Raw genomic sequence first — 24,530 nt, 5'->3', positions numbered from 1 at the left:
GGGCATCTGATTTCGAGGGCCTGTGAAGAGCGGCTTAGTTCGGAACGGCCTGAACCTTGGAACGGGCCTGCTCTTCAGCAACACGCTGCGCGAACATCTGCGCGAAGTCGATCGGATCGATCATCAGCGGCGGGAAGCCACCATTGCGCGTGACGTCGGCAATGATCTGGCGCGCAAACGGGAAAAGCATGCGCGGGCACTCGATGAAGAGAACCGGCAGCATGTGTTCCTGGGGGAAGCCGGCAACGCGGAAGACGCCACCATAGACGAGCTCGGTGTGGAAGACCGTCTTGTCGCCTTCCTTGGCTTCGGCAATCAGCGAAAGCACGACATCGAAATCCGTGTCGGACAGCGGATTGGCGTTGACGTTCACATTGATGTTGATCGCCGGTGCCTTGTCGCGGGCCTGAAGCGAGCGCGGTGCGCCCGGGTTTTCGAAGGAAAGATCCTTGACGTACTGGGCAAGGATCGAAAGGGTCGGGCTCGTTGCGCCGTTGCTGTTGTTGTCGTCTGCCATGGGCTTTTCCTCGAGGGGCATTGGATGGTGCCGCCATCTAACATTTCGGGGAGGGGCTTACAACCCTGGGCCTCCGGGGCAGTTAACGTGCCTCGGCCCTAGTCGCCGAGCCTTTTTCCGGACCAAGGTGAGTTTTCGTTCGGTTGGCGATGATAGTCCTCTTCATCGAGATCGACCACCTTTGAATCGCTTGGCTTGCCCGGCCGGTTCTCAAAATCCGGACGCGACGATGCGGAGAAGCCTCCGCCGCTGGTGCCGACGACGACGAAACGCTTCGCAATCGACCGCCAGAGCAGGTTGCGAACCTGCGGGATAAGAAGCAGGATCGCCAGAATATCCGAGAGAAAGCCGGGGATGATGAAGAGCAGCGCCGCGATCACGTTCATTGCCGGATTGAGCAATTCCCGTCCGGGCATGGTACCACCACGCCCCTCGGCAGACATGCGGCGCAGGATGCTGATACCTTGCCGGCGCAAGAGGAACGAACCGATGACAAAGCCAAGCAGGACAAGCGCCAGCGTCGCGGCGAGTCCGACTGCGCGGCCGACAATCACGAAGCCGGCGATCTCGGCAAGCGGCAGAAGCAGCGCGAAAACCGGCAGCATGGAAAAACGCATCTCTTTATCCCGAGTGGCCCGGGCTCCTCTTGGCACTGGCAAAGATAACAGCCATGATTTGAATCATTCGTATAGCCGGACTATATGGGGTTAGAAATCAGGGATGTTAACAGCGAACGGCGGGATATGAGTTCAAACGACTTCATCACATTATTTTTCTTGGTGGCGGCGGTGCTGATTTTCTTTCAGCTTCGGTCCGTTCTTGGACGCCGCACCGGAAATGAGAAGCCGCCGCGTGATCTCTATACGCCACGGGATGCTGTGCAAAACGATAGCGCCGATGCCGGCAAGGTCGTAACCCTGCCGCGGCGCGATGTGAACGGAGAAGAGGAAGATCGCTTTTCCGCCATCGACGCCTTCGCGCCGGCAGGCACGCCGCTGAACGAATCGCTGCGCGCGCTCAACAGAGCCGATGCCTCCTTCGACCCGAAGGAATTCTTGAACGGCGCCCGGATGGCCTACGAGATGATTGTCATGGCCTTTGCCGATGGCGATCGCAAAAAGCTGAAGAATCTTCTCTCCCGGGAAGTCTATGACGGCTTCGACGCAGCGATCACCGATCGCGAAAGTAAGGGCGAGAAGATGAAGTCCACTTTCGTGGGCATCGACAAGGCCGAGATCACCCATGCCGAGACCAAGGGCAGCGAGGCGCAAATCACTGTGCGCATCATCAGCCAGCTGATCTCAGCGACTTACGACAAGAGCGATGTGCTGATCGATGGCGATGCCGAAAATGTCGCCGAGGTCAACGATCTCTGGACCTTCGCTCGCGATACGCGATCGCGTGACCCCAACTGGAAACTCGTCGCGACCGAATCGGAACATGAGTGACGCAGCCGGCTTTGCCCTTCAGGCAGTCAGTTTCGACGCATTGAAAGGCTGGAGGGATGACGATCCCTCCAGCCTTTTTGAAGTCATGGCTGCCTGTCGCCGCCATATTTCCGAAACGAAACACTATCGTAGCGGGTCGCTGGGGCTGAGTTCAGCAGACCTCCTTCCATTGCTGGAGGAAGCAGAGGCGTTTCATCCGTCTTCGGCCGACGAAGCGCGCGCCTTTTTCGAGAAGCACTGTCAGCCGTTTCGGATTGTCCGGGCCGACGGTGCTAGCGGTTTCGTCACCGCCTTCTACGAACCCGAAATCGAAGTTTCCGACAGACGGGACGCGACCTACCGGTTTCCGATCTACCGGAGACCGGACGATCTTGTCGACCTCGACGATCAAAATCGTCCCGGCAATCTCGATAGTTCCTACGCGTTCGGGCGCGTGCGTGACGGGCTGATCGATGCCTATCCGGACCGCCGCGAGATCGATCAGGGCTATCTCGAAGGCCGTGGTCTCGAGATCGCCTGGGTAAAATCGAAGGTCGATCTTTTCTTTGTCCATGTGCAGGGCGCCGCACGGCTGCGCTATCCGGATAGCAGACTTGGCCGCATCACCTACGCCGCAAAAGCTGGTCATCCATTTTCGGCTATCGGCAAGCTTCTGATCGACCGCGGCGAGATCGACCGCGCGAAAATTTCGATGCAGGCGATCCGTGTGTGGCTTGCCGCTCATCCGGACCAGATTGACGAAGTCCTCTGGCATAACCGGTCCTATATTTTCTTTCGGGAAACAGCGGTTGACGATGCAAATTCAGGGCCGATCGCCGCCGCGAAAGTGCCGCTGCTTGCAGGACGATCGCTCGCCGTCGACCGCCTGATCCATACATTCGGTTTTCCATTTTTCATCCGCTCCGAAACCCTGACACACCTTGATGCCGGCAAGCCGTTTCAACGGCTGATGCTGGCGCTGGACACCGGTTCGGCAATTGTCGGTCCTGCGCGCGGAGATATTTTCACTGGTTCGGGCTATGATGCAGGAGAGTTGGCGGGAACGGTACGCAACGATGCCGATTTCGCAATTCTCATCCCCAATGCCGCTGCAGCGAGGTTCCTCTGATGGCGAAGGACCGCAAGCTCAGTGCAGACGAGAGGATCCTCTGGGGCAAGGTCGCCCGCAGTACCCGGCCTATGCCCGGCAAGACGAATGAATTGACTGCCCTCGATGCCTTCTTGGCGGAGGCTGAGGCGGCCGCCGAACAGGAAAAAGTAGAAAAGCAGAGGGCGGCCACACCGCTTCCGCAGCAAGCAGTAGCCCAGATACCCGCAAAACAGCCCTCGGGCGTCCACCATCCGCTGGAGCGTCCGGTCAAGCGCAAGATTGCCAAGGGTAAGCTGGCGCTGGAAGCACGGATCGATCTTCATGGCATGGTCCAGAGTGAGGCGCATTCATTTCTGCTCGATTTCCTGATCCGCGCGCATGAACGCGGCATGCGGCATGTCCTGGTCATCACTGGAAAAGGCAGTTCAATGGGCAGCGAAGGCGCCTTGAAGCGCGCAGTGCCGCTCTGGTTTTCCAAGCCGGAATTTCGGTTTCTGATTTCGTCATATGAACCTGCGGCCCAACATCATGGTGGGGCGGGCGCCCTCTATATCCGCCTCTCGCGGCGGGCCGGGGAAACGTTGTGACGCCGTTTGCCGAAGCAGTCCGAAAGCTGCGCGCCCGCAAGGGAGTCACGCAGAAAGAGATGGCTGCGGCGCTCAATGTCTCGCCCGCCTATCTCTCGGCGCTCGAGCACGGAAAGCGCGGTGTACCGAGCTTCGATCTGCTGCAGCGCATCGCAGGCTACTTCAACATCATTTGGGATGAGGCCGAGGAACTCTTCCTCGTTGCCGGCTCTTCCGATCCGCGCGTGGTGGTCGATACCTCGGGCCTGCCGCCCGAATATACCGAATTTGCCAATCGTCTGGCCAAGCGAATCCGCAGCCTTGACAGCGGCGATATCGCCCGGTTATCGGCGCTTCTTGAAAATGGCGGCAAAGTGGACGGAAAAGCGTCATAATCCCCTGATTTATGCCTTGTTTTAGGGCCTTGCCATTGGGAACTCGCTGCAAAAAACCTATATTCGACATTGAAAAAGCCGGTGATTCGCAAGGCGCGCCGTTGCTCACGACAACAGGGAAAATCTCGACAGAATGACCGATGCACCCGCGACGGAAAACGGCGTAAACACCGAATATGGCGCAGATTCCATCAAGGTCCTGAAGGGCCTCGATGCCGTGCGCAAACGCCCCGGCATGTATATCGGCGATACCGACGACGGCTCGGGCCTCCACCACATGGTCTATGAAGTCGTCGATAACGCGATCGACGAAGCGCTGGCCGGCCATGCCGATATCGTCACCGTTTCGCTCAATCCGGATGGCTCTGTAACCGTGACGGACAACGGCCGCGGCATTCCGACCGATATTCACAGCGGCGAAGGCGTATCGGCAGCCGAAGTCATCATGACCCAGCTCCATGCCGGCGGTAAGTTCGACCAGAATTCCTATAAGGTTTCCGGCGGTCTGCACGGCGTCGGCGTTTCGGTCGTCAATGCGTTGTCCGTCTGGCTGAAGCTGAAAATCCGTCGCCAGGGCAAGATTCATGAGATGAGCTTCACCCACGGCGTAGCCGATGCTCCGTTGAAGGTGACGGGCGAAGCGGGCAACGAGACCGGCACGGAAGTCAGCTTCATGCCGAGCAGCGGAACCTTCACGATGACGGAGTTCGACTACGGCACGCTCGAGCACCGCCTGCGGGAACTCGCCTTCCTCAATTCCGGCGTCCGCATTCTGCTGACGGACAAGCGTCACTCCGACATCAAGCAGGAAGAGATGGTCTATGACGGAGGTCTCGAAGCCTTTGTTTCCTATCTCGACCGTGCCAAGAAGCCGCTTGTCGAAAAGCCCGTCGCGATCCGCGGCGAGAAGGATGGCATCACCGTCGAGGTGGCCATGTGGTGGAACGACAGCTATCACGAGAACGTGCTTTGCTTCACCAACAACATCCCCCAGCGCGATGGCGGCACGCATATGGCCGGCTTCCGTGCCGCATTGACGCGTCAGGTCGTTTCCTATGCCGATAATTCCGGCATTACGAAAAAGGAAAAGGTGACGCTGCAGGGCGAAGATTGTCGCGAAGGTCTTACCGCAGTCCTGTCGGTTAAGGTACCGGATCCAAAATTCTCATCGCAGACGAAAGACAAACTTGTTTCGTCGGAAGTTCGCCCTGTCGTAGAAAGCCTCGTCAATGAGGCCTTGAATACCTGGTTCGAGGAACATCCGAGCGAAGCCAAGATTCTCGTCGGCAAGGTCGTCGAAGCCGCTGCCGCCCGTGAAGCAGCCCGCAGGGCACGCGAACTGACACGCCGCAAGGGTGCGCTCGATATCGCCTCGCTGCCCGGCAAGCTTGCCGACTGCTCGGAACGCGATCCGGCCAAGTCAGAAGTCTTCCTCGTCGAGGGTGATTCCGCAGGCGGTTCTGCAAAGCAGGGGCGCTCGCGCGAAAATCAGGCGATCCTGCCGCTGCGCGGCAAGATCCTGAATGTCGAGCGTGCCCGTTTCGACAAGATGCTCTCCAGCCAGGAAATCGGTACGCTGATCACTGCACTCGGCACCGGTATCGGCAAGGACGAGTTCAATGCCGAGAAGCTGCGCTACCACAAGATTATCATCATGACGGATGCCGACGTCGACGGCGCCCACATCCGTACGCTATTGCTCACCTTCTTCTTCCGGCAGATGCCGGAACTGATCGAGCGCGGTCATCTCTATATCGCCCAGCCACCGCTCTATAAGGTCTCGCGCGGCAAGTCGGTCCAGTACGTCAAGAACGAAAAAGCGCTGGAAGATTATCTGATCGGCCAGGGTCTGGAAGATGCGGCGTTGAAGCTCGCCAGCGGCGAAGTCCGTGTCGGCCAGGATCTGAATGAGGTCATTCACGATGCCCTGCGCCTGCGCGCGCTGCTCGACAACCTGCATTCGCGCTACAATCGTGCGGTCGTCGAACAGGCGGCCATCGCCGGCGCGCTCAATGCCGAAACCGTCAGCAATGCCGAGCGCGCCCAGGAGCTGGCAACCGAGGTGGCCAAGCGTCTCGACATCATCGCCGAGGAAACCGAACGCGGCTGGGAAGGCAACCTCACCAGCGAGGGCGGCATTCGCCTGGAACGCATGGTTCGTGGCGTCAAGGAAGTTGTTGTGCTCGACATGGCGCTGATCGGCTCCCAGGATGCCCGTCTTATCGATCAGCTGACACCACGCATGAAGGAAATCTATCAGACGCCGCCGGCACTCAGCCGGCGTGATGGCGACGTCGAAATTTCTGGTCCGCGCGCTCTTCTCGATGCGATTTTTGCGAGCGGCCGCAAGGGGCTGACGATGCAGCGCTACAAGGGTCTCGGTGAAATGAATGCCGAGCAGCTCTGGGAAACGACGCTCGATCCGAACGTTCGCTCGCTGTTGCAGGTCAAGGTCGCCGATGCGACTGATGCCGACGGTCTCTTTGCCCGCCTGATGGGCGATGAAGTCGAACCGCGCCGCGAATTCATCCAGGACAATGCGCTGAGCGTTGCAAACCTAGATATCTGACCCGAAACTGGTCACGAAAAAGCCCCGCAGCCATCAGCTTGCGGGGCTTTCTATTTGGCGATCAATCGTTGCCGATGAAATGGCCGTTGAAGACGACCTCCGAGAGCGGCTTGCGCTGGCTCGGAAATTCGCGTTCGCGGTTACGCTCGGAAAGGGTGTTCTTATCGGCGATACGACCGACGGCAATGCCCGCTTCGACTCGGTAACCATCGGGAACACCAAGCTTTTCCTTGATCTCGTCATGCTTGATGCCGCCCATGCCATGGGCATAGAAGCCGGAAATGCGGGCCTGCATGGCAAGATGGCCCCAGGCTGTGCCGGCATCGAAAGAATGCGTATAGCTTGACCGCCCCTCGCTGCGAGCGCCGTTGAAACTGCGCGAAACCACAAAGATCAGCGCTGAAGCATTCTTCGCCCACTCCTGGTTGGATTCGACGAGCAGGCTCACGAACTCTTCCCAATGCTCCGAGCCCTTCAATGCGTAAAGGAACCGCCAGGGCTGCATATTCGCGGAAGATGGTGCCCAGTGCGCGGCGTCGAGCAGTGTCAGAAGCTGGGTTTCTTCGATAGTCTCACCGGTAAAGGCGCGTGGTGACCAACGCTCGAGAAACATGGGGTCGATTGGATATTGGGATTCGCGGCTGTTGGCTTTCGTCATGCTGGCTTCCGGAAGTTAGCGATGGATGGAGGATTCCATTGCGGATATCGCTCAAGTGATATTTCCGTAGCCGCTTGCTTGGCAAGCAAAGTTTGATCGCGGCCAGTGCACAATCTGTTTCCAGAAATTGATCTTACGCGCGCGAAGATCTGCCGGTAAAGCAGCATCAATCCGATCGATCAGGAGATAAGGGATGCTCGTGAATGGGAAATGGACCGAGGACTGGCAGCCGGTCCAGGCCAAAGATGAGAAGGGTGGTTTCGTCCGCCAGATATCGAGCTTCCGTAACTGGGTAACGCCTGACGGCAGCGCTGGCCCGACGGGTGAAGGTGGTTTTGTCGCTGAAGCTGGCCGCTATCATCTCTATGTCGCTTATATCTGCCCCTGGGCTTCGCGCACGCTGATCGGCCTCAAACTTAGGGGCCTGGAGGACGTCATCTCGGTTTCAATCGTCGAGCCGACACTCAGCAAGCAGGGTTGGCGTTTCGGCGATTATCCCGGTGCTACCGCCGATGACCTGAACGGCGCCGCCTACATGCATGAGATCTACACGAAAGCGGATTCCGGCTTCACCGGGCGCGCGACTGTGCCGGTTCTCTGGGACAAGAAGCGCGGCACCATCGTCAATAACGAATCCTCCGATATTCTGCGCATGCTGAACAGCGGTTTTGGTGATCTTGCCCGTGGTGACATCGATCTCTATCCGGCCGCTCTGCGTAACGAAATCGATGCCTTCAACGAGCGCATCTATCCGTCCCTGAACAACGGTGTTTATCGTACCGGCTTTGCAACGACCCAGGTCGCCTATGAAGAGGCTTTTGCTGAGGTTTTCGCTTGCCTCGACTGGATTGAACCTCAGTTCGAAGGACGCAACTTTCTCTTTGCCGAGCATCCGACGGAGGCCGACATACGCCTGCTCGTCACGCTGGTGCGTTTTGACGTCGCCTACCACGGTCTCTTCAAGTGCAACCTGCGGCGTTTGTCGGATTACGCCAATCTTCGGGTTTTCTGCCGGCGGATGCTGGATTGGCCCGGCATTGCCGAGACCGTGAATTTCGATCACATCAAGCGCGGCTATTATTCGATCGAGAGCCTCAATCCCACGCGGATCGTCCCGATGGGTCCGGAGCTCGCCGAAATTTTCTAGATAGGCGTACCGCTTCCGCGGAAAGTCATAATGACACCGATGAATAATTCGTTCATAGGTGGCGCACCCCGCTTTCCATGAGGAGGATATTCATGAAGCTGATGCGCGTTGGAGAAGCGGGCCGCGAAAAGCCGGCCCTGCTTGATGCCGATGGCAAGATCCGCGATCTTTCTGCCCATGTCGCCGATATCGGCGGCGAGGCGATCACGCCGGCAGGTCTTGCAAAGATAGCTGCCCTTGATCCGAAGAGCCTGCCGGAACTGTCGCCCGGTCGTATCGGCGCCTGCGTTGCCGGCACCGGCAAATTCATCTGCATCGGCCTGAATTACTCAGACCATGCGGCTGAGACCGGCGCGACTGTGCCGCCCGAACCCGTCATCTTCATGAAGGCAACGTCGGCGATCGTCGGCCCGAACGACAATGTCCAGATCCCGCGCGGTTCCGAAAAGACCGACTGGGAAGTCGAGCTTGGTGTCGTTATCGGCAAGACCGCCAAGTATGTGAGCGAAGCCGAGGCCCTGGATTATGTCGCCGGCTATTGCGTCTCCAACGACGTCTCCGAGCGCGCCTTCCAGACCGAGCGTTCCGGCCAGTGGACCAAGGGCAAGTCCTGCGACACGTTTGGGCCGATCGGCCCTTGGCTCGTCACCAAGGATGAGGTCGGGAACCCGCAGGACCTCGGCATGTGGCTCAAGGTCAACGGGCAGACGATGCAGGACGGCTCCACCAAGACCATGGTCTATGGTGTCGCTTTCGTCGTGTCCTATCTCAGCCAGTTCATGTCTCTGCAGCCGGGCGATGTTATCTCGACCGGCACGCCTCCGGGTGTCGGCATGGGCATGAAGCCGCCGCGTTTCCTGAAGGACGGCGACGTTGTCGAACTCGGTATCGACGGCCTCGGCACGCAGAAGCAGCTCTTCGTAGCGGATCGTTAACTGTTTTTCCGGCTGAAAAGCTTAAACTTTGTGCACCAAGATATTGCCGGGGATCAATTTCCCGGCATTTTTCTTTCGAACTGTAATGTTATGTTGCTGTGCAACAAAAACCTGTTAGCCTACGTTGATGTGCCAGCGTTAACGGAAAGAGTCCGGCGCCCTTCAATCGGCGCCGTCTTTGCCGGATAGAGAAAGGTGGCGCCCTCCATGTTCTACCAGCTTTATGAATTAAACCATGCAGCGTTGGCTCCCTTCCGCGCTGCAGCCGATATGATGCGTTTTGCCTATGCCAATCCGCTGAACCCCCTCTCGCAGACACCGCTCGGTCGCACCATTTCGGCTAGCCTTGAAATGTTCGAGCGCACGACGCGCCGTTACGGCAAGCCCGAATTCGGGCTCAATGAGACCGTCATCGACGGCAAGAAGGTTGCGGTTCGCGAGGAAGTGGTCTGGACGCGCTCCTTCTGCAGTCTCCTGCATTTCTCTCGCGATGTGCCGGCCGGCCATAGCGGCGACCCGCGCATCCTCATCGTAGCACCCATGTCCGGCCACTACGCGACGCTGCTGCGCGGCACCGTCGAAGCGCTTTTGCCGAGTGCTGATATCTATATTACCGACTGGGTCGATGCCCGAATGGTGCCTATGACGGAAGGTACTTTCGATCTTTCCGATTACATCGATTACGTCATCGAGATGCTGCATTTCCTTGGCCATGACACACATGTTATCGCCGTCTGTCAGCCCTCGGTGCCGGTCCTCGCAGCTGCTGCGATCATGGAAGAGGCCAAGGATCCGCTCGCTCCGTCATCGATGACGCTGATGGGTGGCCCGATCGATACCCGTATCAATCCGACGGCCGTCAACAAGCTTGCCAAGGAGCGCCCGCTCGAATGGTTTGCCGACAATGTCGTCATGAACGTGCCCTGGCCGCAGCCGGGCTTCATGCGCCCCGTCTATCCGGGTTTCCTGCAGCTTTCCGGCTTTATGTCGATGAACCTCGATCGCCACCTGATCGCCCACAAGGAATTCTTCATGCATCTCGTGAAGAACGACGGCGAGCCGGAAAAGCATCGCGATTTCTACGATGAATATTTGGCCGTCATGGATCTGACCGCGGAATTCTACCTCCAGACGGTCGATCAGGTCTTCATGAAGCACGCGCTGCCGAAGGGCGAGCTGATGCATCGCGGCAAGCGGGTCGATCCCTCGGCAATCCGTAACGTCGCTCTGCTGACCGTAGAGGGCGAAAACGACGATATCTCCGGTGTCGGCCAGACACATGCAGCCCAGACCATCTGCGTAAACATCCCCGAGCACATGCGCATGCATTACTTGCAGCCGGATGTCGGCCACTATGGCGTTTTCAACGGTTCCCGCTTCCGCCGCGAGATCGCGCCGCGCATCGTCAGCTTCACGCGGCAGCACTCGCGCGCCAAGAAGCCGCCGGTCCAGCGCGTCATCAAGGGCGGCAAATCGGCGTGAGTTAGAAAACGCTGATTTAATGCCATCGATTCAAGGCTTTGCTCGATTTAACCTGATATCGTCTTGAAGGCCGGTTCAGCGGTAACCATCTGTTTTTTCAGCACTCGGCATTCTGTCGGGTGCTGAACGCGAGGATACCGCACGATGAACCAGTCAGCATTGCTTCGCCCGGATTGGACTCCGGCTACCGTTGCCTTGATGATCCTCGGCTTCATGGTTTTCTGGCCTCTGGGGCTGGCCATGCTTGCCTATATCATCTTCGGCGAGCGGCTGCGTGGCTTCAAGCGTGACGTCAACCAGGCAACGGATGGCTTCTTTGCAGGCTGCCGCCGTTCGCATGGCCGTCACCGCCCGCATTTCTCGACGGGCAACGTCGCCTTTGACGATTGGCGCAAGGCCGAACTCGATCGCATCGAGGAGGAGCGCCGCAAGCTAGATGAAATGCGTGAGGAATTCGATTCCTACCTGCGCGAGCTTCGCCGCGCCAAGGATCAGGAAGAGTTCGACCGCTTCATGCGCGATCGCAAGAACGGTCGACGCGACGACAATGGTCCGGTCGCCGAATACCAGACGCCGTAAGGCAGATCACAGAAAATCTACGGCCGGCATCGCTTCCGATGCCGGTTTTTCTTTGCCCGGATTTCTGCCGAATCGTATAGAAAACTCCTATGTTTCCGCTCCCGAAGATCCGCCGTGCAACGAAAAAACCGTCCCCGCCCGAAAAGCGGACGCTGGATGTCGCCGGCCGCCTCATGCCCTTGACGATCAAGCAGCATGATCGGGCGACCCGGATCACCCTTCGCATCGAGCCAGGCGGCCGTGCACTGAAGATGACGGTTCCGAAAGGGCTTGCCGCCCGCGAAGTCAACGCCTTCCTTGATCGGCATCAGGGTTGGCTGCTGACCAAGCTTGCGAAATTCTCGACAGATACGGGCCTGCGCGACGGCGGCGAAATTCTCTTTCGCGGTGTCAGACATCGCATCGAGCACACCGGCAGCCTGCGTGGGTTGACTGAGGCTATCGTGCTGGACGGCAAACCGGTGCTTCGCGTCAGCGGCATGCCGGAACATATCGGCCGACGCATCGCGACCTTCCTCAAGAAGGAGGCGCGCAGCGATCTCGAGAGACTGTCGCGCCTGCATGCTGGCTCCATCAAGGCACCGATCCGCTCGATTTCCATGAAGGATACCCGCAGCCGCTGGGGCTCTTGCTCCTCGGAAGGAAATCTGAGCTTCTCCTGGCGCATCGTCATGGCACCACCTTCGGTGATCGATTACCTCGCCGCCCATGAGGTTGCGCATTTGAAGGAAATGAACCACGGCCCACACTTCTGGGCGCTCTGCAAGAAGCTTTGCCCGCACATGGAAGAGGCGAAATCCTGGCTGAAGCGTCATGGCAGCCAACTGCACGCGATAGAGTTCGAATAAGCGCTCCCGTTAAATACGGCCGGCATTGCAAATTGGCTCGACTCTTCGCTCGTTTCGTGTCACTTCGCTGCCATGAGACCGGATATCAAGATCTGCGGTTTGAAGACGCCTGAAACTGTCGAGCGCGCATTGAAGCGCGGAGCGACGCATATCGGCTTCAACTTTTTCCAGAAAAGCCCGCGTTACGTCGAGCCGGACATTGCCGGCAAGCTGGCGGAACCTGCGCGCGGCAAGGCTAAGGTCGTTGCCGTCTTGGTCGATCCGAGCAATGATGATCTTGATGAAATCGTTGCACTTCTGCGCCCTGACATACTCCAGCTCCACGGCAGCGAGAGCCCCGAGCGCGTGCTGACCATCAAGGCGATGTACGGCATCCCTGTCATCAAGGCATTGTCGGTCCGCACCACCGACGACCTGAAGAAGGTCGAAGCCTATATTGGCATAGCTGACCGCTTCCTCTTCGACGCTAAGCCGCCGAAAGGATCTGAACTGCCAGGCGGCAACGGCGTTTCCTTTGATTGGGGCCTGCTCACCTGGCTTGACGGCAATGTCGACTACATGCTGTCAGGCGGGCTCAACAAGGCCAATGTCGGCCAGGCTCTTGCAATGACGAAGGCGCCGGGTGTCGATACCGCCTCCGGTGTCGAGAGTGCGCCGGGCGTGAAGAGCCTGGAGATGATCGATGAGTTTTTCGATGCGGTTGATCAGGCATGTATGCCTGAAACGACCACAGGGAGTGTAAATTGAACGAGACGCCTAAACCGAATTCCTTCCGCGCCGGTCCGGACGAAGACGGCCGCTTCGGCATTTACGGGGGCCGCTTCGTGGCCGAAACGCTGATGCCCCTGATCCTGGATCTGCAGGAAGAATGGAACAAGGCGAAGGAAGATCCGGAATTCCAGGCGGAATTGAAGCATCTCGGCACCCATTATATAGGCCGTCCGAGCCCGCTTTATTACGCCGAACGCCTGACCCAGCATCTCGGCGGCGCCAAGATCTATTTCAAGCGCGAAGAGCTGAATCATACCGGCTCGCACAAGATCAACAATTGCATCGGCCAGATCCTGCTTGCCAAGCGCATGGGCAAGACCCGCATCATCGCCGAAACCGGTGCCGGCCAGCATGGCGTGGCTTCCGCCACCGTCGCCGCACGCTTCGGCTTTCCCTGTGTCGTCTATATGGGCGCCACCGACGTCGAGCGTCAGGCACCGAACGTTTTCCGCATGAAGCTGCTGGGTGCCGAGGTAAAGCCCGTCACTGCGGGTAGCGGCACGCTGAAGGATGCGATGAACGAGGCGCTGCGTGACTGGGTCACCAACGTCGATGACACCTATTACCTGATCGGTACGGCCGCCGGCCCGCATCCCTATCCGGAAATGGTCCGCGATTTCCAGGCCGTCATCGGCACGGAAGCCAAGCAGCAGATCCTTGAGGCCGAAGGCCGTCTGCCGGATCTCGTCATTGCTGCCGTCGGCGGCGGCTCGAATGCGATCGGCATCTTTCATCCTTTCCTCGATGATCAGGACGTCAAGATTGTCGGCGTCGAAGCCGGCGGCAAGGGCCTGCAGGGCGACGAGCACTGTGCCTCGATCACGGCCGGCTCGCCGGGCGTACTGCACGGCAACCGTACCTATCTGCTCCAGGACAATGACGGGCAGATCAAGGAAGGTCATTCGATCTCGGCTGGCCTTGACTACCCTGGTATTGGCCCGGAACATTCATGGCTGAACGATATCGGCCGCGCCGAATATGTGCCGATCATGGACCATGAAGCGCTTGAAGCCTTTCAGACGCTGACGCGCCTTGAGGGCATCATTCCGGCGCTTGAGCCTTCGCATGCGCTTGCCGAAGTCATCAAGCGCGCGCCCAAGATGGGCAAGGACGAGATCATCCTGATGAACCTCTCCGGCCGCGGCGACAAGGATATCTTCACCGTCGGCAAGATCCTGGGAATGGGGCAGTAAGTAACATGACCGCACGTATGGACAAACGCTTCGCCGACCTGAAGGCGGAAGGCCGCCCGGCGCTCGTAACCTATTTCATGGGCGGCGATCCGGACTACGAGACCTCGCTCGGCATCATGAAGGCGCTGCCGGAAGCCGGCTCCGACGTTATCGAGCTCGGCATGCCCTTTTCCGATCCGATGGCCGATGGTCCCGCGATCCAGCTCGCCGGCCAGCGTGCCCTCAAGGGTGGCCAGACGCTGAAGAAGACGCTGCAGCTCGCTGCCGACTTCCGCAAGACCAATGATACGACACCGATCGTCATGATGGGTTACTACAACCCGATCTACATTTACGGCGTCGAGAAGTTTCTCGATGATGCGCTGGCATCCGGCATCGACGGCCTGATCATCGTCGACCTGCCGCCGGAAATGGATGACGAGCTCTGCATCCCAGCTCTGAAGAAGGGCATCAATTTCATCCGTCTGGCTACACCGACGACGGATGAAAAGCGCCTGCCCACCGTTTTGAAGAACACCTCGGGCTTCGTCTACTATGTCTCGATGAACGGCATCACCGGTTCGGCCTTGCCGGATCCGTCGCTGATTTCGGGCGCAGTCGAGCGCATCAAGGACCATACCGATCTCCCCGTTTGCGTCGGTTTCGGCGTCAAAACGGCTGAACACGCAAAGATCATCGGTGCTTCGGCGGACGGCGTCGTCGTTGGTACCGCAATCGTCAATCAGGTGGCCAACAGCCTGACGGCTGACGGGAAGGCGACAGCGGATACGGTTCAGGCCGTTGCGACGCTGGTTCGGGGTCTTTCCACAGGAACGCGTTCGGCGCGCCTTGTTGCTGCCGAATAGTTTCCCCACATTGGCACCAGTCAATCAGGAGTATTCGAGTTGAACTGGATCACTAACTACGTTCGCCCGCGGATCAATTCCATGCTGGGCCGTCGCGAAGTGCCGGAGAACCTCTGGATCAAGTGCCCGGAAACGGGTGAGATGGTCTTTCACAAGGACCTGGAAAGCAACAAGTGGGTCATCCCCGCTTCCGGCTACCACATGAAGATGCCGGCAAAGGCGCGCCTTGCCGACCTGTTCGACAACGGCGAATACGAAGCTTTGCCGCAGCCGAAGGTCGCCCAGGATCCGCTGAAGTTCCGCGATTCCAAGAAATACAGCGATCGTCTGCGTGACAGCCGACTCAAGACCGAGCAGGAAGACACGATCGTTGCTGGTCTCGGCAGCGTCCAGGGCCTGAAGCTCGTCGCCGTCGTCCATGAATTCAACTTCATTGGCGGGTCGCTCGGCATGGCTGCTGGCGAAGCGATTGTCAAAGCCTTCGAACGCGCGATTGCGGAAAAGTGCCCGCTCGTGATGTTCCCGGCTTCGGGCGGCGCGCGCATGCAGGAAGGCATCCTGTCGCTGATGCAGCTTCCGCGCACGACGGTCGCCGTCGATTTGCTGAAGGAAGCCGGCCAGCCCTATATCGTGGTTCTGACCAATCCGACCACCGGCGGCGTGACGGCGTCCTATGCGATGCTCGGCGATATTCATCTGGCCGAGCCAGGTGCGGAAATCGGTTTTGCCGGCAAGCGCGTCATCGAGCAGACGCTGCGTGAAAAGCTTCCCGAAGGCTTCCAGACATCGGAATATCTTCTGGAGCACGGCGTGGTCGACATGGTCGTCAAACGTCACGATATCCCGGAGACGCTGGCGCGCCTGTTGAAGATCCTGACGAAGAAGCCGGCGACAGCAGCAAATGATGCCAATGGTGTGATTGCTCTGGCGGCGAGCGCCTGAGCAGCATTCTCACAGAATAGGGCGGGCCGATGACAGACAGAGGCCAGATCGCGGTGAGTGAGGCGGCGCGGGAGATCGAGAAGCTCATGGGATTGCATCCCAAGGGCTACGATTTGTCATTGGACCGCATCCGACGCCTTCTGGAAGCGCTCGGCAATCCCGAACGCAATCTTCCCCCCGTCATCCATATTGCCGGCACCAACGGCAAGGGCTCGACATCGGCTTTCTGCCGTGCGCTCCTGGAAGCGGCAGGCCACAGCGTCCATGTCCACACCTCTCCACACCTCGTAAACTGGCATGAACGCTACCGTCTTGGTGTTCCAGGTGGGCGTGGACAGTTGGTCGATGATGCTGTCTTCGCCGATGCTCTGAGACGCGTGGCGAAAGCCAATGATGGTGAGAAGATCACCGTCTTTGAAATCCTGACTGCAGTCACTTTCATTCTTTTCTCCGAACATCCGGCCGATGCCGCCATTATCGAGGTAGGCCTCGGCGGTCGTTTTGACGCGACGAACGTGATCGAAGACCCTGCCGTTTCAGTCATCATGCCGATTTCGCTGGATCATCAGCCCTATCTCGGCGACCGGGTGGAACTGATCGCTGCGGAAAAGGCCGGCATCATGAAGCGCGGGCATCCCGTCGTCATCGGCCATCAGGAATATGACGCGGCGCTCGACGTGCTGATGTCGACCGCCGAGCGGCTGAACTGCCCGAGTGCCATCTTCGGTCAGGATTTCATAGCCCATGAGGAATATCGCCGGCTGATCTATCAGGATGAGTTCGGCCTGGCGGATCTGCCTTTGCCGCGCCTTCCCGGTCGCCATCAATATGCCAATGCCGCTGCCGCCATCCGCGCCGTCAAAGCCGCGGGCTTTACCGTCACTGAGCCGATGATGGAAAAGGCGATGGAAACGGTGGAGTGGCCCGGCCGTCTTCAGAAATTGACGGAAGGCAGGCTTTTGAGCCATGCACCGGCACGGTCGGAAATCTGGGTCGACGGCGGCCACAACCCGGGTGCAGGTGAAGTGATCGCCGAAGCCATGGCGAATTTCGAAGAGCGCCAGTCCCGCCCGCTATTCCTGATATCGGGCATGATCAATACCAAGGATCCAGTCGGCTATTTCAAGGCCTTCGCCGACCTGGCAGAGAAGATCTATTGCGTACCGATCCGCGGCAGCGAAGCGATGATAGATCCGGTGATCCTGGCCCATGCCGCGTATGACGCCGGCCTCGTGGCCGAACCAATGTCATCGGTCATCGATGCCCTGGATGCCATCGCTTCGACCATCGACCCTGAGGCACCTCCACCGCGTATCCTTATTGGCGGCTCACTTTATCTCGTCGGCGACGTACTGGCGGAAAACGGTACACCCCCCAAATGAAAAAGCCCGGCAAATGCCGGGCTTTTCGTGTCGAACTGTCGATATCGTCAGGCTGCGCTGGAAATCCAGTTGGAAAGCGCCGTCTTCGGCTTTGCGCCGATGGAGATGTCGGCAACTTCGCCGCCCTTGAAGATTGCAAGCGTCGGGATCGAGCGAACACCGAACTGAGCGGCCAGTTCCGGGTTTTCATCGATGTTGAGCTTGGCAACCTTGACCTTGCCAGCGAGTTCCGTGGCGATTTCCTCGAGGCTCGGAGCAATCATTTTGCACGGACCGCACCATTCAGCCCAGAAATCGACGACGACGGGTTCTGCGGATTCCAGAACTTCCGACTGGAAATTGTTGATATCGACCTTAACGGTAGCCATAGGCTGCTCCTTTACCGGAATTTGCTGTTGAACAAGATGTGAGGGTGCGGTGCCGGAATTTCAATGTCCGATATTTCACTTTGTGTTGAGTCCCGCAAGTGCAGAAGCCAAAGCCTGTTCACTCAGCGTATGGATGGTCGCATTTTCGGTGTAGATCAGCATGCAATCGATCCGCATGGCCGGGTAGAGCGGTTTGAGGATTTCACGGTAGATGGCAAGCTGTGCCTTGTGGGAGAATGGAATCGTCTCTTCGCTCGCTGGCGGCACGCGGTTTGTCTTGTAATCCAGAATGACGACGCTGTCGGACAGGACGGCAAGACGGTCGATACGGCCGGAGACCGCATACTCCCGGCCCTCGAGCGTCAGCGTTCCCATGATCGAGATTTCCGCCTGCGCGTGAACGGCGAAAACGGCATGAAGCCGTTGATCTTGTAAAAGTTTCAGAACCGAATCGATCAGGACTTGCCGTTCGGCCGCCGGCCAGAATCGCGCTGCACGCTCTGCATAACGTTTTGCCGCCTCAGCCCGCTCCTCCGCTGGAATATCGGGTAGGGCCTGCAGCATCCGGTGAATGAGGCGGCCTTTTTCAAGGGAACGATCGTTGCTTTCAGGATCACTGAAGAGCGGCGAGGTCACCAGCAGGTCATCCGCCTCCTCGTCGATAATGGTTCCGGCACCGGAAGGGCTGAGCGGCCGTGGCAATTGCTTCTGTGGGGGCAGAGGGCGGAAAAGGTTCGGTGGGACCGTTTCAATGGTCACCTGCTTGGGAGCTTGATCCATCCGCTCAAAGCTGCGCTCGACCTGTGGCACACGCCAGCGCATGCCATCCCACTCTCCATCCGGGGCTGAGAAGGTTGTCTTCTGCACATGCGGATGTTCCTCGCTGAGCGCACTGGAAATCATCATATGCCATGTGTCGTTGTTCAGTCGGACACCGCGATAACCGCAGACGATCAACCGATCGGCGGCACGCGTCATCGCCACATAGAGCAGGCGCCGGTATTCCTCTTCGGCAAGAAGCTGAATACGCGCCGCATCGTTCGAAGTCACCGAATTGCCGAGATCGCTGACCGGAATCCAGACCGGTATTGGCGGCTCATCCGGCCCGGTATCGATCAGCCGAAGCTTCGGCAGATGCGTGTGCGTAAATGCCTTGGAGCCGCCGTCCACGAGGAAAACGATCGGTGCTTCAAGGCCCTTGGAGGCATGCACCGTCATGATGCGCACCTCGTTGCGGCCCTTGTCCTGCTCGCGCTTCACTTCCGGCGCTTCTAGTTCCAGCGTCGAGATAAAGGATTGCAGGCCGGGGAGACCGGATGTTTCGTGGTCGAGCGCAAAGGTCAGGAATTCGTCGATGATATCGCTGACTTCAGTGCCGAGGCGCGCCAGGAACTGCCGCCGGCCGCCGTGACTGCCGAGAACGCGCGCATAGAAGTCATGGACTGAAAGGCTTCGGGATTGAGCAAGGAAGAGCTCCAGCCTCGCAGCCGCGGCGCCAAGCCGCTCATGGCCGTCGGCGGCATATTTGCGAAGATGATGCCACACGCTTTCATTATCGCCGCGCAGTGCCGCAACGGCGAAAATATCCTCTTCCGAGAGATTGAAAAGCGGACTTTTCAGGACTGCAGCGAGCGAGAGATCATCTTCCGGCAAAAGCAGAAAACGGCCGAGCGCCATCAGATCCTGTATGGCGATATGGCTGGTCAATACCAGTCGATCCGCGCCGGCGACCGGTATATCGCCGCGTCGTTTGAGTTCGCGCGTCAGCGCATTGACGAAAGCATCACGCTTGCGAACGAGAACGAGGATATCGCCGGCTTCTATGAAGCGTTCCTTGCCCTTCTCGACGATGGTTTCGCGGCCGACGAGCGTGCCGATCGTATGGGCGATGCGCCGCGCCAGGATCGCTGCCGGCGCGCTTTCGGGGGTGGCGTCGAAGGGAGCGGTCCAATCCTCGTCCTTCACGACGACATCGGGCACGACCATGTCCCAGAGGTCGACGGCGCCGGGATGGCCTATTCGGCTGGAGCGATGTACGACGGGCTCGAGGCCCAGACCGCGCGCATTTTCGGGCGGTGTGAAAATATGGTCGACGGCAAGCAGCACATCGGAGGTGGAGCGGAAGGAAAGCGGCAGGCGAACGGTCGAAAAATCAAGACCACTGTTCTGTACCCGCCGCTGCGTCCGCTCCTTCTCCTCGGCAAACCGTTCGGGTCGGGCACCCTGGAACGAATAGATCGACTGCTTCTCGTCGCCGACCGCAAAGAGCGTGCGGACGACGGGTCGTGAACTTTCGCCGGAGAAGAAATCTTCTGCCAGCGACTGGATGACGCTCCATTGAATGGGGCTCGTATCCTGCGCCTCGTCGACGAGGATGTGATCGATGCCCTGATCGAGCTTGTAATGGATCCACGGGCCGACGCCGCTCTTCGTAAGCAGGTCAGCGGTGCGAGTGATCAGGTCTTCGAAGTCGAGATGGCTACGCTGCCTCTTCAATTCCTCGTAGTCCCGGTTCAGGCGATCGGCAAGCACGAGAGCAGCATGGGTGGCGGCATACATCCGCATCATTTTCAGCCGATCGCGGCAATTGACGACATGGGCGCGAGCCGACGCAATGGCATCGGCAAGTTGCGGCGCTTCGGCAAGCATTGCCTTGACGAAGAATTGCCCGTCCGTTTTTGGTTCACCCTTTGACGTCAGGAAAACCTTCTCCAGAATCTGCGAACGCGCCGCCACATCCTGTTCGCGGCCGGCGCGACGGAGGCTTTCGGCAACATCATGCGCTTTCGCTCCCCCCTTTGTCGCGGCAAGCGACAGGTAAAGTTCCAGCGTCGCACCCGAGAGCCCCGGCAGCGGCCAATATCGGCCGGCCAGCCCTTCTTCCGTATCGTCAGGCGAGAGGCCGAGCTTCTTGCGAAGCAAGCGATCAACACTGCCATGCGACTCGGCCGCGAGCATGAAGCGGCGGATGGCATTTCGGTTGGCAACGATCTCGCCGAGCAGATTTTCAAGTCCGGATTCATCGCCGAGATTGAGCACATAGGCGAAGGCATCGGCGAGTTCTCGATCCTTCTCTGGCGCCGTTGCCGTCAGAAGCGAGCGTCGTGCATCGGCAAGCAGCGTCGCAGCCGCCCGGTCATCGAGAACGGAGAAATGCCCTGCGACGTTTGCTTCCAGCGGGAACTGGTGCAGCAGCGCCTCGCAGAAGGCGTGGATCGTCTGGATCTTGAGCCCGCCCGGTGTTTCGAGTGCCTTGGCAAACAGCCGTCTCGCTTCGGCAAGCTTCAGGGAATCCGGCTCACGACCTTCAATCTGCGCGATGCGTCTGGCCAGTTCCTCATCCGGAAAAATCGCCCATTCCGCCAGCCGCTCGAAAACGCGGTTCGACATTTCGGAGGCGGCGGCCTTGGTATAGGTAAGGCAGAGAATCGCGGAAGGCCGCGCACCCGCCAGCAGCAGCCGGATCACCCGCTGCGTCAGAACATGGGTCTTGCCGGAGCCGGCATTCGCCGACACCCATGCCGAACGGGCGGGATCGGAGGCAATCGCCTGCTGGATCGTCGTCCAGCTGATCCATGTGCCGGGATCATCACCCTCGGGAAGCGCGGTCGGATCAATCATCGCCACCACCTTCAGGATCGGCGGTTGCCCATTCCGCAACGCGGGCGAGATGGTCGTAGTCGCCGCCAAAATCGAATTGCTGGGCAGGGATCAGCCGCGACGTGAAGCCTTTTTCACCCGACTGCAGCAGGCCCACGAATTTCACCAGCTGGTCGATCGATTCTTCGGCGAGCTGCATCGCAGATTTTGCCTTGTCGCTGTTGGCTTCCTCATTGTTGACCTTGTCGACCAGAAAGCGCGTGCCCGGCCGGAGGCGGACATAGAGAAGGTCATTCGGGACAAGGCTTCCGGCATCGCGGAAGGCGCCGGCTTGAAGTGCGGCTGCCTCAAGCGCAAGCTGCGGATCCAGCAGGGCCCGGGCCTGTGTCGGAGAGGGGTTGTAGCCGGTCTTGTAGTCGATGATATCGGCGCTATTGGGCCCCTTGATATCAATGCGGTCGGCAACGCCGGTAAGCCGGATGTCGATACGCTCGAGTTCGACCCCACCCCTCACTTCCGTCAGCCTCTTCTGCACGGCGGGTTGCCGTCCGGCTTCCCAGCTGAGGAAGGCCCGTGCCACTTCCCGGAAGCGCGGCCGCCAGACGGCATCGATGTGCGGCGGCAGGCTCTCCATGTCGAAGAGATCGGTCAGGATGATCTCCATCGCCGCTGCCGCATCCGGTGTTCCTGCAATGTGGCCTTCGCGAACGAAGCGATCGATGATCTTGTGATAGAGCGTGCCACGCTCCGCCGCGCCCGGATCGCGATTGAAAGGGTCGACAGGATCAAGCCGCAGGACGCGCCGCGCATAGATCGCATAGGGGTCGCGGCGCAGCCGACCAACCTCGCTGAAGGAGTAGGATTTGGGCTGCAGGTCCCGCGGCGGTCTCGGAGAAGGCCGCTGCGCCGGCGCCTGATTATCGCCGAGGTCGATCTGGTTTGCCCAATGAACGAAGCGCGCTCCGCGTTCGCGCAATTTCTCTTCGAAATCCTCTCCGCCGAGCGCCAGAAGCCGCTGCAGCCAGCGGGAGGCGACCGTCGGCGTCGAACCCTGACGCAGGGCGCGCGAATAGATGAGGTGGCGGGTGCCGTTCGCCATCTCGAAGTCATGCGCCAGTTGGCCGATGCGCCGTTCCGGCGGCTCCAGTCCGATCTCCGTCTTCATCATGCGGGAGACGAAAGGATTGTTGGCGGTCTGCCCCGGCCATGATCCTTCATTGAGGCTGCCGAGGATCAGCGTATCGACATTCTGCAGGCGCGCTTCCAGCGTACCGAAGATAAAGAGGCGAGGGTGGCTGAGGGCGCCGGGCTTGACGGCATGGCCGGCGGAAAGTGCCTGCATGATATCGATCCATTGCGGCCCATCCGCTTCCATCTGGCCGTCGGTATCGATGACTTCGCCAAGCAGGCTTGCCAGGGCATCGCCTGCCTCGCCGGACCAGAGGTTTGCCAGGTTGCCGCGCTCATCGGCTGCGACACGCTCCAACGCGCGACCGGTCCGCTCCGCCCATTGCGACAGCGTAAGGCCCGCCATCAGGCCGCCGCCGTCCCGCCCAGGTGCCGACGCCAGCGTCTCCACGGCACGTTCCACTTGCCGTGCCAGTGTGCGGGCCATGTCTGCCGCCCCGGATGGGAGCGATTTGCGCCAGATAGGCGCGTGCCTGTCGAGCGCCTGTTCGGAAAGCTGGTGGTCAAGCAGTGCTTCGAGCGATCCGATACCCACTTCCGCCACGCCGCCGCGCAGCGCCAGCAATTCCAGCGCTTGCGCGGCCGCAACCAGAACGCCGCGCTCCAGCCCGAAATGGGCAAGCGGATGTTTGAGCAACGAAACGATGGCGACCGGATCGCCTGGTCGCAGTGTCGCTTCCAGGAGCAACTGCAGCAATGTGCCCTGCGGTGTCGCCGACAGCGGCGTGCCGGCTGAATCGTCTGCGAGAATGCCGAAGCGGGAAAGATCCGCCATGACCCGACGCGCGAGATTGCGATCAGGCGTAATAAGCGCAGCCCGACTTTCGCCGTCTCTGCCCGGTCGTTCCAGCGCAAGCCGCAGAGCGACAGCAATGGCCGTCGCCTCCTCGCGTTCGTTGGCGGCTTCGATCATCGATACGTCCGCGAATGCCGCCGCAACGGTTCCTTCCGGCAGGTTCTTCTTCCAATCACCCCAGCCGCTCGTCGCGTCCGATGGCGTCAATGCGCGCGAGAGTACTTCCGCACGAGAGCGCAGATCGGCATCCGCCTCCTCGATCGGTTGGACATCCTCGCGGGTGAGCTTCAGTCGCTTCAAAAGAACCGAAAGACCATACTGCGGATGTGTACGGCTTGCCGGATTGGCGCGTTGACCCCGCAGGAGATCAGGGGCGACCAGATGCCAGTGTTCCTCCGGCATGGAAAGGTCGAGGCCGGGCAATACGATCACGCCTTCCGGAAGGTGTGCTACGGCGCCGATGAGATCGGCCGTGGCGGGAAGTGAACCTGTCGAGCCGGCAATGATGATCGGACCGGCGGGTTTCATCGTCGAGAGACGGCCGGCCTCGGCGCGCAGGATAGCGTTGCGGTGACGGGCCGGCGAAGAGCGGCCGAGCTCGATCAGGCGTTCGGGCCAGAAGGCGCTGGCAATCTGCAGAAATTCCGCCGTCAATTGCCACCAGGCCGCATAGTCGCCTGTATCGAGCCTGCCGAGCTCCGACCATGCCAGATCCTCGGTCTCGATCGAATCGATCAGCTCTGCCAGATTGCGGGCAAGCCAGATGGCGTCTGCCGGGCTTGCCGGCGCGACAAGAGGCGATTCCGAATGGATATGCCGGACGATTTCCGGCAGCTTGTTGCGCCAGGCAAGGATCAGTCGCGCCAGTTCCAGCAAGCGCGCGGTATTGGAGAGCGGCTGCGCAAGATCGATCGTCGCCGGCAGCGCCTCGTCGAAGTAACCGCTGTCGTCGTCCGTTTCGCCGAGCGGCCGGATGACCGGCAGGATCGCCGAACGGCCGCCAAGCAGATCGACGAATTCCGAGCGCAGCACGCGCACGGCGCGCCGGGTCGGCAGGTATATAGTCACCTTGGCAAGCGACAACGGATCGGACGGATCATGCCGGAAGAGCGGTGTCAGGCGTCCATCACAGAGCGAACTTGCCAGCGTCTTCAGAAAGGGAAGACCAGAAGGAATTGTCAGAATGCGTGGCCGGTGCCTTTCCGTCATGC

General features: G+C 59.5%; 21 protein-coding genes. 15 read left to right on the top strand and 6 right to left on the bottom strand.

Annotated features, from left to right (window positions below; genetic code table 11):
• Positions 1-34: 34 nt before the first annotated feature.
• Both secB and FHX06_RS23685 read right to left on the bottom strand, forming a co-directional pair.
• The gene (gene secB, locus FHX06_RS23690; RefSeq protein WP_112544967.1) at positions 35-517 is read right to left on the bottom strand and encodes a protein-export chaperone SecB; all 483 of its coding nucleotides are present in this window, start codon (positions 515-517) and stop codon (positions 35-37) included.
• Positions 518-615: 98 nt separating this feature from the next.
• Positions 616-1,134 (bottom strand): FxsA family protein, encoded by a 519-nt coding sequence (locus FHX06_RS23685; RefSeq protein ID WP_112970669.1) that lies wholly within the window; start codon positions 1,132-1,134, stop codon positions 616-618.
• A gap of 126 nt (positions 1,135-1,260) precedes the next feature.
• On the opposite strand from FHX06_RS23685, the gene FHX06_RS23680 reads away from it, so the two are divergent.
• From FHX06_RS23680 to gyrB, 5 genes are all read left to right on the top strand, one after another.
• On the top strand, positions 1,261-1,965 hold the full coding sequence (locus tag FHX06_RS23680; RefSeq protein WP_183881106.1) for a Tim44/TimA family putative adaptor protein: 705 nt from the start codon (positions 1,261-1,263) through the stop codon (positions 1,963-1,965).
• Entirely contained in the window at positions 1,958-3,073 is a 1,116-nt protein-coding gene (locus tag FHX06_RS23675; RefSeq protein WP_112970668.1) for a murein transglycosylase A, read from the top strand. Before FHX06_RS23680 ends, FHX06_RS23675 begins: the two co-directional genes overlap by 8 nt.
• Entirely contained in the window at positions 3,073-3,642 is a 570-nt protein-coding gene (locus FHX06_RS23670; protein ID WP_112970667.1) for a Smr/MutS family protein, read from the top strand. The genes FHX06_RS23675 and FHX06_RS23670 overlap by 1 nt, the downstream gene beginning before the upstream one ends.
• Positions 3,639-4,016 (top strand): helix-turn-helix domain-containing protein, encoded by a 378-nt coding sequence (locus FHX06_RS23665; RefSeq protein WP_112544972.1) that lies wholly within the window; start codon positions 3,639-3,641, stop codon positions 4,014-4,016. Before FHX06_RS23670 ends, FHX06_RS23665 begins: the two co-directional genes overlap by 4 nt.
• Positions 4,017-4,149: 133 nt before the next feature.
• Complete coding sequence (gene gyrB, locus FHX06_RS23660; protein WP_112970666.1) at positions 4,150-6,585, top strand: DNA topoisomerase (ATP-hydrolyzing) subunit B; 2,436 nt, start codon at positions 4,150-4,152, stop codon at positions 6,583-6,585.
• Positions 6,586-6,646: 61 nt separating this feature from the next.
• On the opposite strand, the gene FHX06_RS23655 is transcribed toward gyrB, so the two are convergent.
• Positions 6,647-7,243 (bottom strand): nitroreductase family protein, encoded by a 597-nt coding sequence (locus tag FHX06_RS23655; RefSeq protein WP_112544974.1) that lies wholly within the window; start codon positions 7,241-7,243, stop codon positions 6,647-6,649.
• A gap of 193 nt (positions 7,244-7,436) precedes the next feature.
• On the opposite strand from FHX06_RS23655, the gene FHX06_RS23650 reads away from it, so the two are divergent.
• The 10 genes from FHX06_RS23650 (at position 7,437) to FHX06_RS23605 (ending at position 17,367) form a co-directional block, all read left to right on the top strand.
• On the top strand, positions 7,437-8,390 hold the full coding sequence (locus FHX06_RS23650; RefSeq protein WP_183881104.1) for a glutathione S-transferase family protein: 954 nt from the start codon (positions 7,437-7,439) through the stop codon (positions 8,388-8,390).
• A 92-nt stretch (positions 8,391-8,482) separates the two neighbouring features.
• Positions 8,483-9,325 carry a fumarylacetoacetate hydrolase family protein gene (locus FHX06_RS23645; protein ID WP_112544976.1) on the top strand — a complete coding sequence of 281 codons (843 nt, stop codon included), beginning with the start codon at positions 8,483-8,485 and terminating at the stop codon, positions 9,323-9,325.
• 207 nt (positions 9,326-9,532) lie between these two features.
• Entirely contained in the window at positions 9,533-10,807 is a 1,275-nt protein-coding gene (locus tag FHX06_RS23640; protein WP_183881292.1) for a polyhydroxyalkanoate depolymerase, read from the top strand.
• A 144-nt stretch (positions 10,808-10,951) separates the two neighbouring features.
• The gene (locus FHX06_RS23635) at positions 10,952-11,386 is read left to right on the top strand and encodes a DUF2852 domain-containing protein (protein ID WP_112544978.1); all 435 of its coding nucleotides are present in this window, start codon (positions 10,952-10,954) and stop codon (positions 11,384-11,386) included.
• An 89-nt stretch (positions 11,387-11,475) separates the two neighbouring features.
• Positions 11,476-12,234, top strand: coding sequence for a M48 family metallopeptidase (locus FHX06_RS23630; RefSeq protein WP_183881102.1), 759 nt, complete (start codon positions 11,476-11,478; stop codon positions 12,232-12,234).
• Positions 12,235-12,306: 72 nt separating this feature from the next.
• A complete protein-coding gene (locus tag FHX06_RS23625; protein ID WP_183881100.1) occupies positions 12,307-12,981 on the top strand; it encodes a phosphoribosylanthranilate isomerase in 675 nt (224 codons plus the stop codon).
• Positions 12,978-14,198 carry a tryptophan synthase subunit beta gene (trpB, locus tag FHX06_RS23620; protein WP_183881098.1) on the top strand — a complete coding sequence of 407 codons (1,221 nt, stop codon included), beginning with the start codon at positions 12,978-12,980 and terminating at the stop codon, positions 14,196-14,198. The genes FHX06_RS23625 and trpB overlap by 4 nt, the downstream gene beginning before the upstream one ends.
• A 5-nt stretch (positions 14,199-14,203) precedes the next feature.
• A complete protein-coding gene (gene trpA / locus FHX06_RS23615; protein WP_113013471.1) occupies positions 14,204-15,043 on the top strand; it encodes a tryptophan synthase subunit alpha in 840 nt (279 codons plus the stop codon).
• A gap of 39 nt (positions 15,044-15,082) precedes the next feature.
• Positions 15,083-15,985, top strand: a complete 903-nt coding sequence (gene accD, locus FHX06_RS23610; RefSeq protein WP_112544983.1) for an acetyl-CoA carboxylase, carboxyltransferase subunit beta — start codon at positions 15,083-15,085, stop codon at positions 15,983-15,985.
• Positions 15,986-16,014: 29 nt separating this feature from the next.
• Positions 16,015-17,367, top strand: coding sequence for a bifunctional folylpolyglutamate synthase/dihydrofolate synthase (locus FHX06_RS23605; protein WP_113204240.1), 1,353 nt, complete (start codon positions 16,015-16,017; stop codon positions 17,365-17,367).
• Between the two features lie 47 nt (positions 17,368-17,414).
• On the opposite strand, the gene trxA is transcribed toward FHX06_RS23605, so the two are convergent.
• The 3 genes from trxA to addB form a co-directional block, all read right to left on the bottom strand.
• On the bottom strand, positions 17,415-17,735 hold the full coding sequence (trxA, locus tag FHX06_RS23600; RefSeq protein ID WP_007813761.1) for a thioredoxin: 321 nt from the start codon (positions 17,733-17,735) through the stop codon (positions 17,415-17,417).
• Between the two features lie 75 nt (positions 17,736-17,810).
• Positions 17,811-21,356: a double-strand break repair helicase AddA gene (gene addA / locus FHX06_RS23595; protein ID WP_113204239.1), complete on the bottom strand. Its 3,546-nt coding sequence runs from the start codon at positions 21,354-21,356 to the stop codon at positions 17,811-17,813.
• Positions 21,349-24,528 carry a double-strand break repair protein AddB gene (gene addB / locus FHX06_RS23590; protein ID WP_183881096.1) on the bottom strand — a complete coding sequence of 1,060 codons (3,180 nt, stop codon included), beginning with the start codon at positions 24,526-24,528 and terminating at the stop codon, positions 21,349-21,351. Before addB ends, addA begins: the two co-directional genes overlap by 8 nt.
• Positions 24,529-24,530: the final 2 nt, after the last annotated feature.

This window comes from Rhizobium sp. BK512 (assembly GCF_014194915.1).
In the GTDB taxonomy this organism is placed as follows: domain Bacteria; phylum Pseudomonadota; class Alphaproteobacteria; order Rhizobiales; family Rhizobiaceae; genus Rhizobium.
Note: the sequence above shows the minus strand (reverse complement) of the source record. Positions and strands in the feature narration are given on the sequence as shown.

Coding starts and splice junctions, on each gene's coding strand:
- secB (WP_112544967.1), bottom strand. CDS start 517: ATGGCAGACGACAACAACAGCAACGGCGCAACGAGCCCGACCCTTTCG.
- FHX06_RS23685 (WP_112970669.1), bottom strand. CDS start 1,134: ATGCGTTTTTCCATGCTGCCGGTTTTCGCGCTGCTTCTGCCGCTTGCC.
- FHX06_RS23680 (WP_183881106.1), top strand. CDS start 1,261: ATGAGTTCAAACGACTTCATCACATTATTTTTCTTGGTGGCGGCGGTG.
- FHX06_RS23675 (WP_112970668.1), top strand. CDS start 1,958: ATGAGTGACGCAGCCGGCTTTGCCCTTCAGGCAGTCAGTTTCGACGCA.
- FHX06_RS23670 (WP_112970667.1), top strand. CDS start 3,073: ATGGCGAAGGACCGCAAGCTCAGTGCAGACGAGAGGATCCTCTGGGGC.
- gyrB (WP_112970666.1), top strand. CDS start 4,150: ATGACCGATGCACCCGCGACGGAAAACGGCGTAAACACCGAATATGGC.
- FHX06_RS23655 (WP_112544974.1), bottom strand. CDS start 7,243: ATGACGAAAGCCAACAGCCGCGAATCCCAATATCCAATCGACCCCATG.
- FHX06_RS23650 (WP_183881104.1), top strand. CDS start 7,437: ATGCTCGTGAATGGGAAATGGACCGAGGACTGGCAGCCGGTCCAGGCC.
- FHX06_RS23645 (WP_112544976.1), top strand. CDS start 8,483: ATGAAGCTGATGCGCGTTGGAGAAGCGGGCCGCGAAAAGCCGGCCCTG.
- FHX06_RS23640 (WP_183881292.1), top strand. CDS start 9,533: ATGTTCTACCAGCTTTATGAATTAAACCATGCAGCGTTGGCTCCCTTC.
- FHX06_RS23635 (WP_112544978.1), top strand. CDS start 10,952: ATGAACCAGTCAGCATTGCTTCGCCCGGATTGGACTCCGGCTACCGTT.
- FHX06_RS23630 (WP_183881102.1), top strand. CDS start 11,476: ATGTTTCCGCTCCCGAAGATCCGCCGTGCAACGAAAAAACCGTCCCCG.
- FHX06_RS23625 (WP_183881100.1), top strand. CDS start 12,307: ATGAGACCGGATATCAAGATCTGCGGTTTGAAGACGCCTGAAACTGTC.
- trpA (WP_113013471.1), top strand. CDS start 14,204: ATGACCGCACGTATGGACAAACGCTTCGCCGACCTGAAGGCGGAAGGC.
- FHX06_RS23605 (WP_113204240.1), top strand. CDS start 16,015: ATGACAGACAGAGGCCAGATCGCGGTGAGTGAGGCGGCGCGGGAGATC.
- trxA (WP_007813761.1), bottom strand. CDS start 17,735: ATGGCTACCGTTAAGGTCGATATCAACAATTTCCAGTCGGAAGTTCTG.
- addA (WP_113204239.1), bottom strand. CDS start 21,356: ATGATTGATCCGACCGCGCTTCCCGAGGGTGATGATCCCGGCACATGG.
- addB (WP_183881096.1), bottom strand. CDS start 24,528: ATGACGGAAAGGCACCGGCCACGCATTCTGACAATTCCTTCTGGTCTT.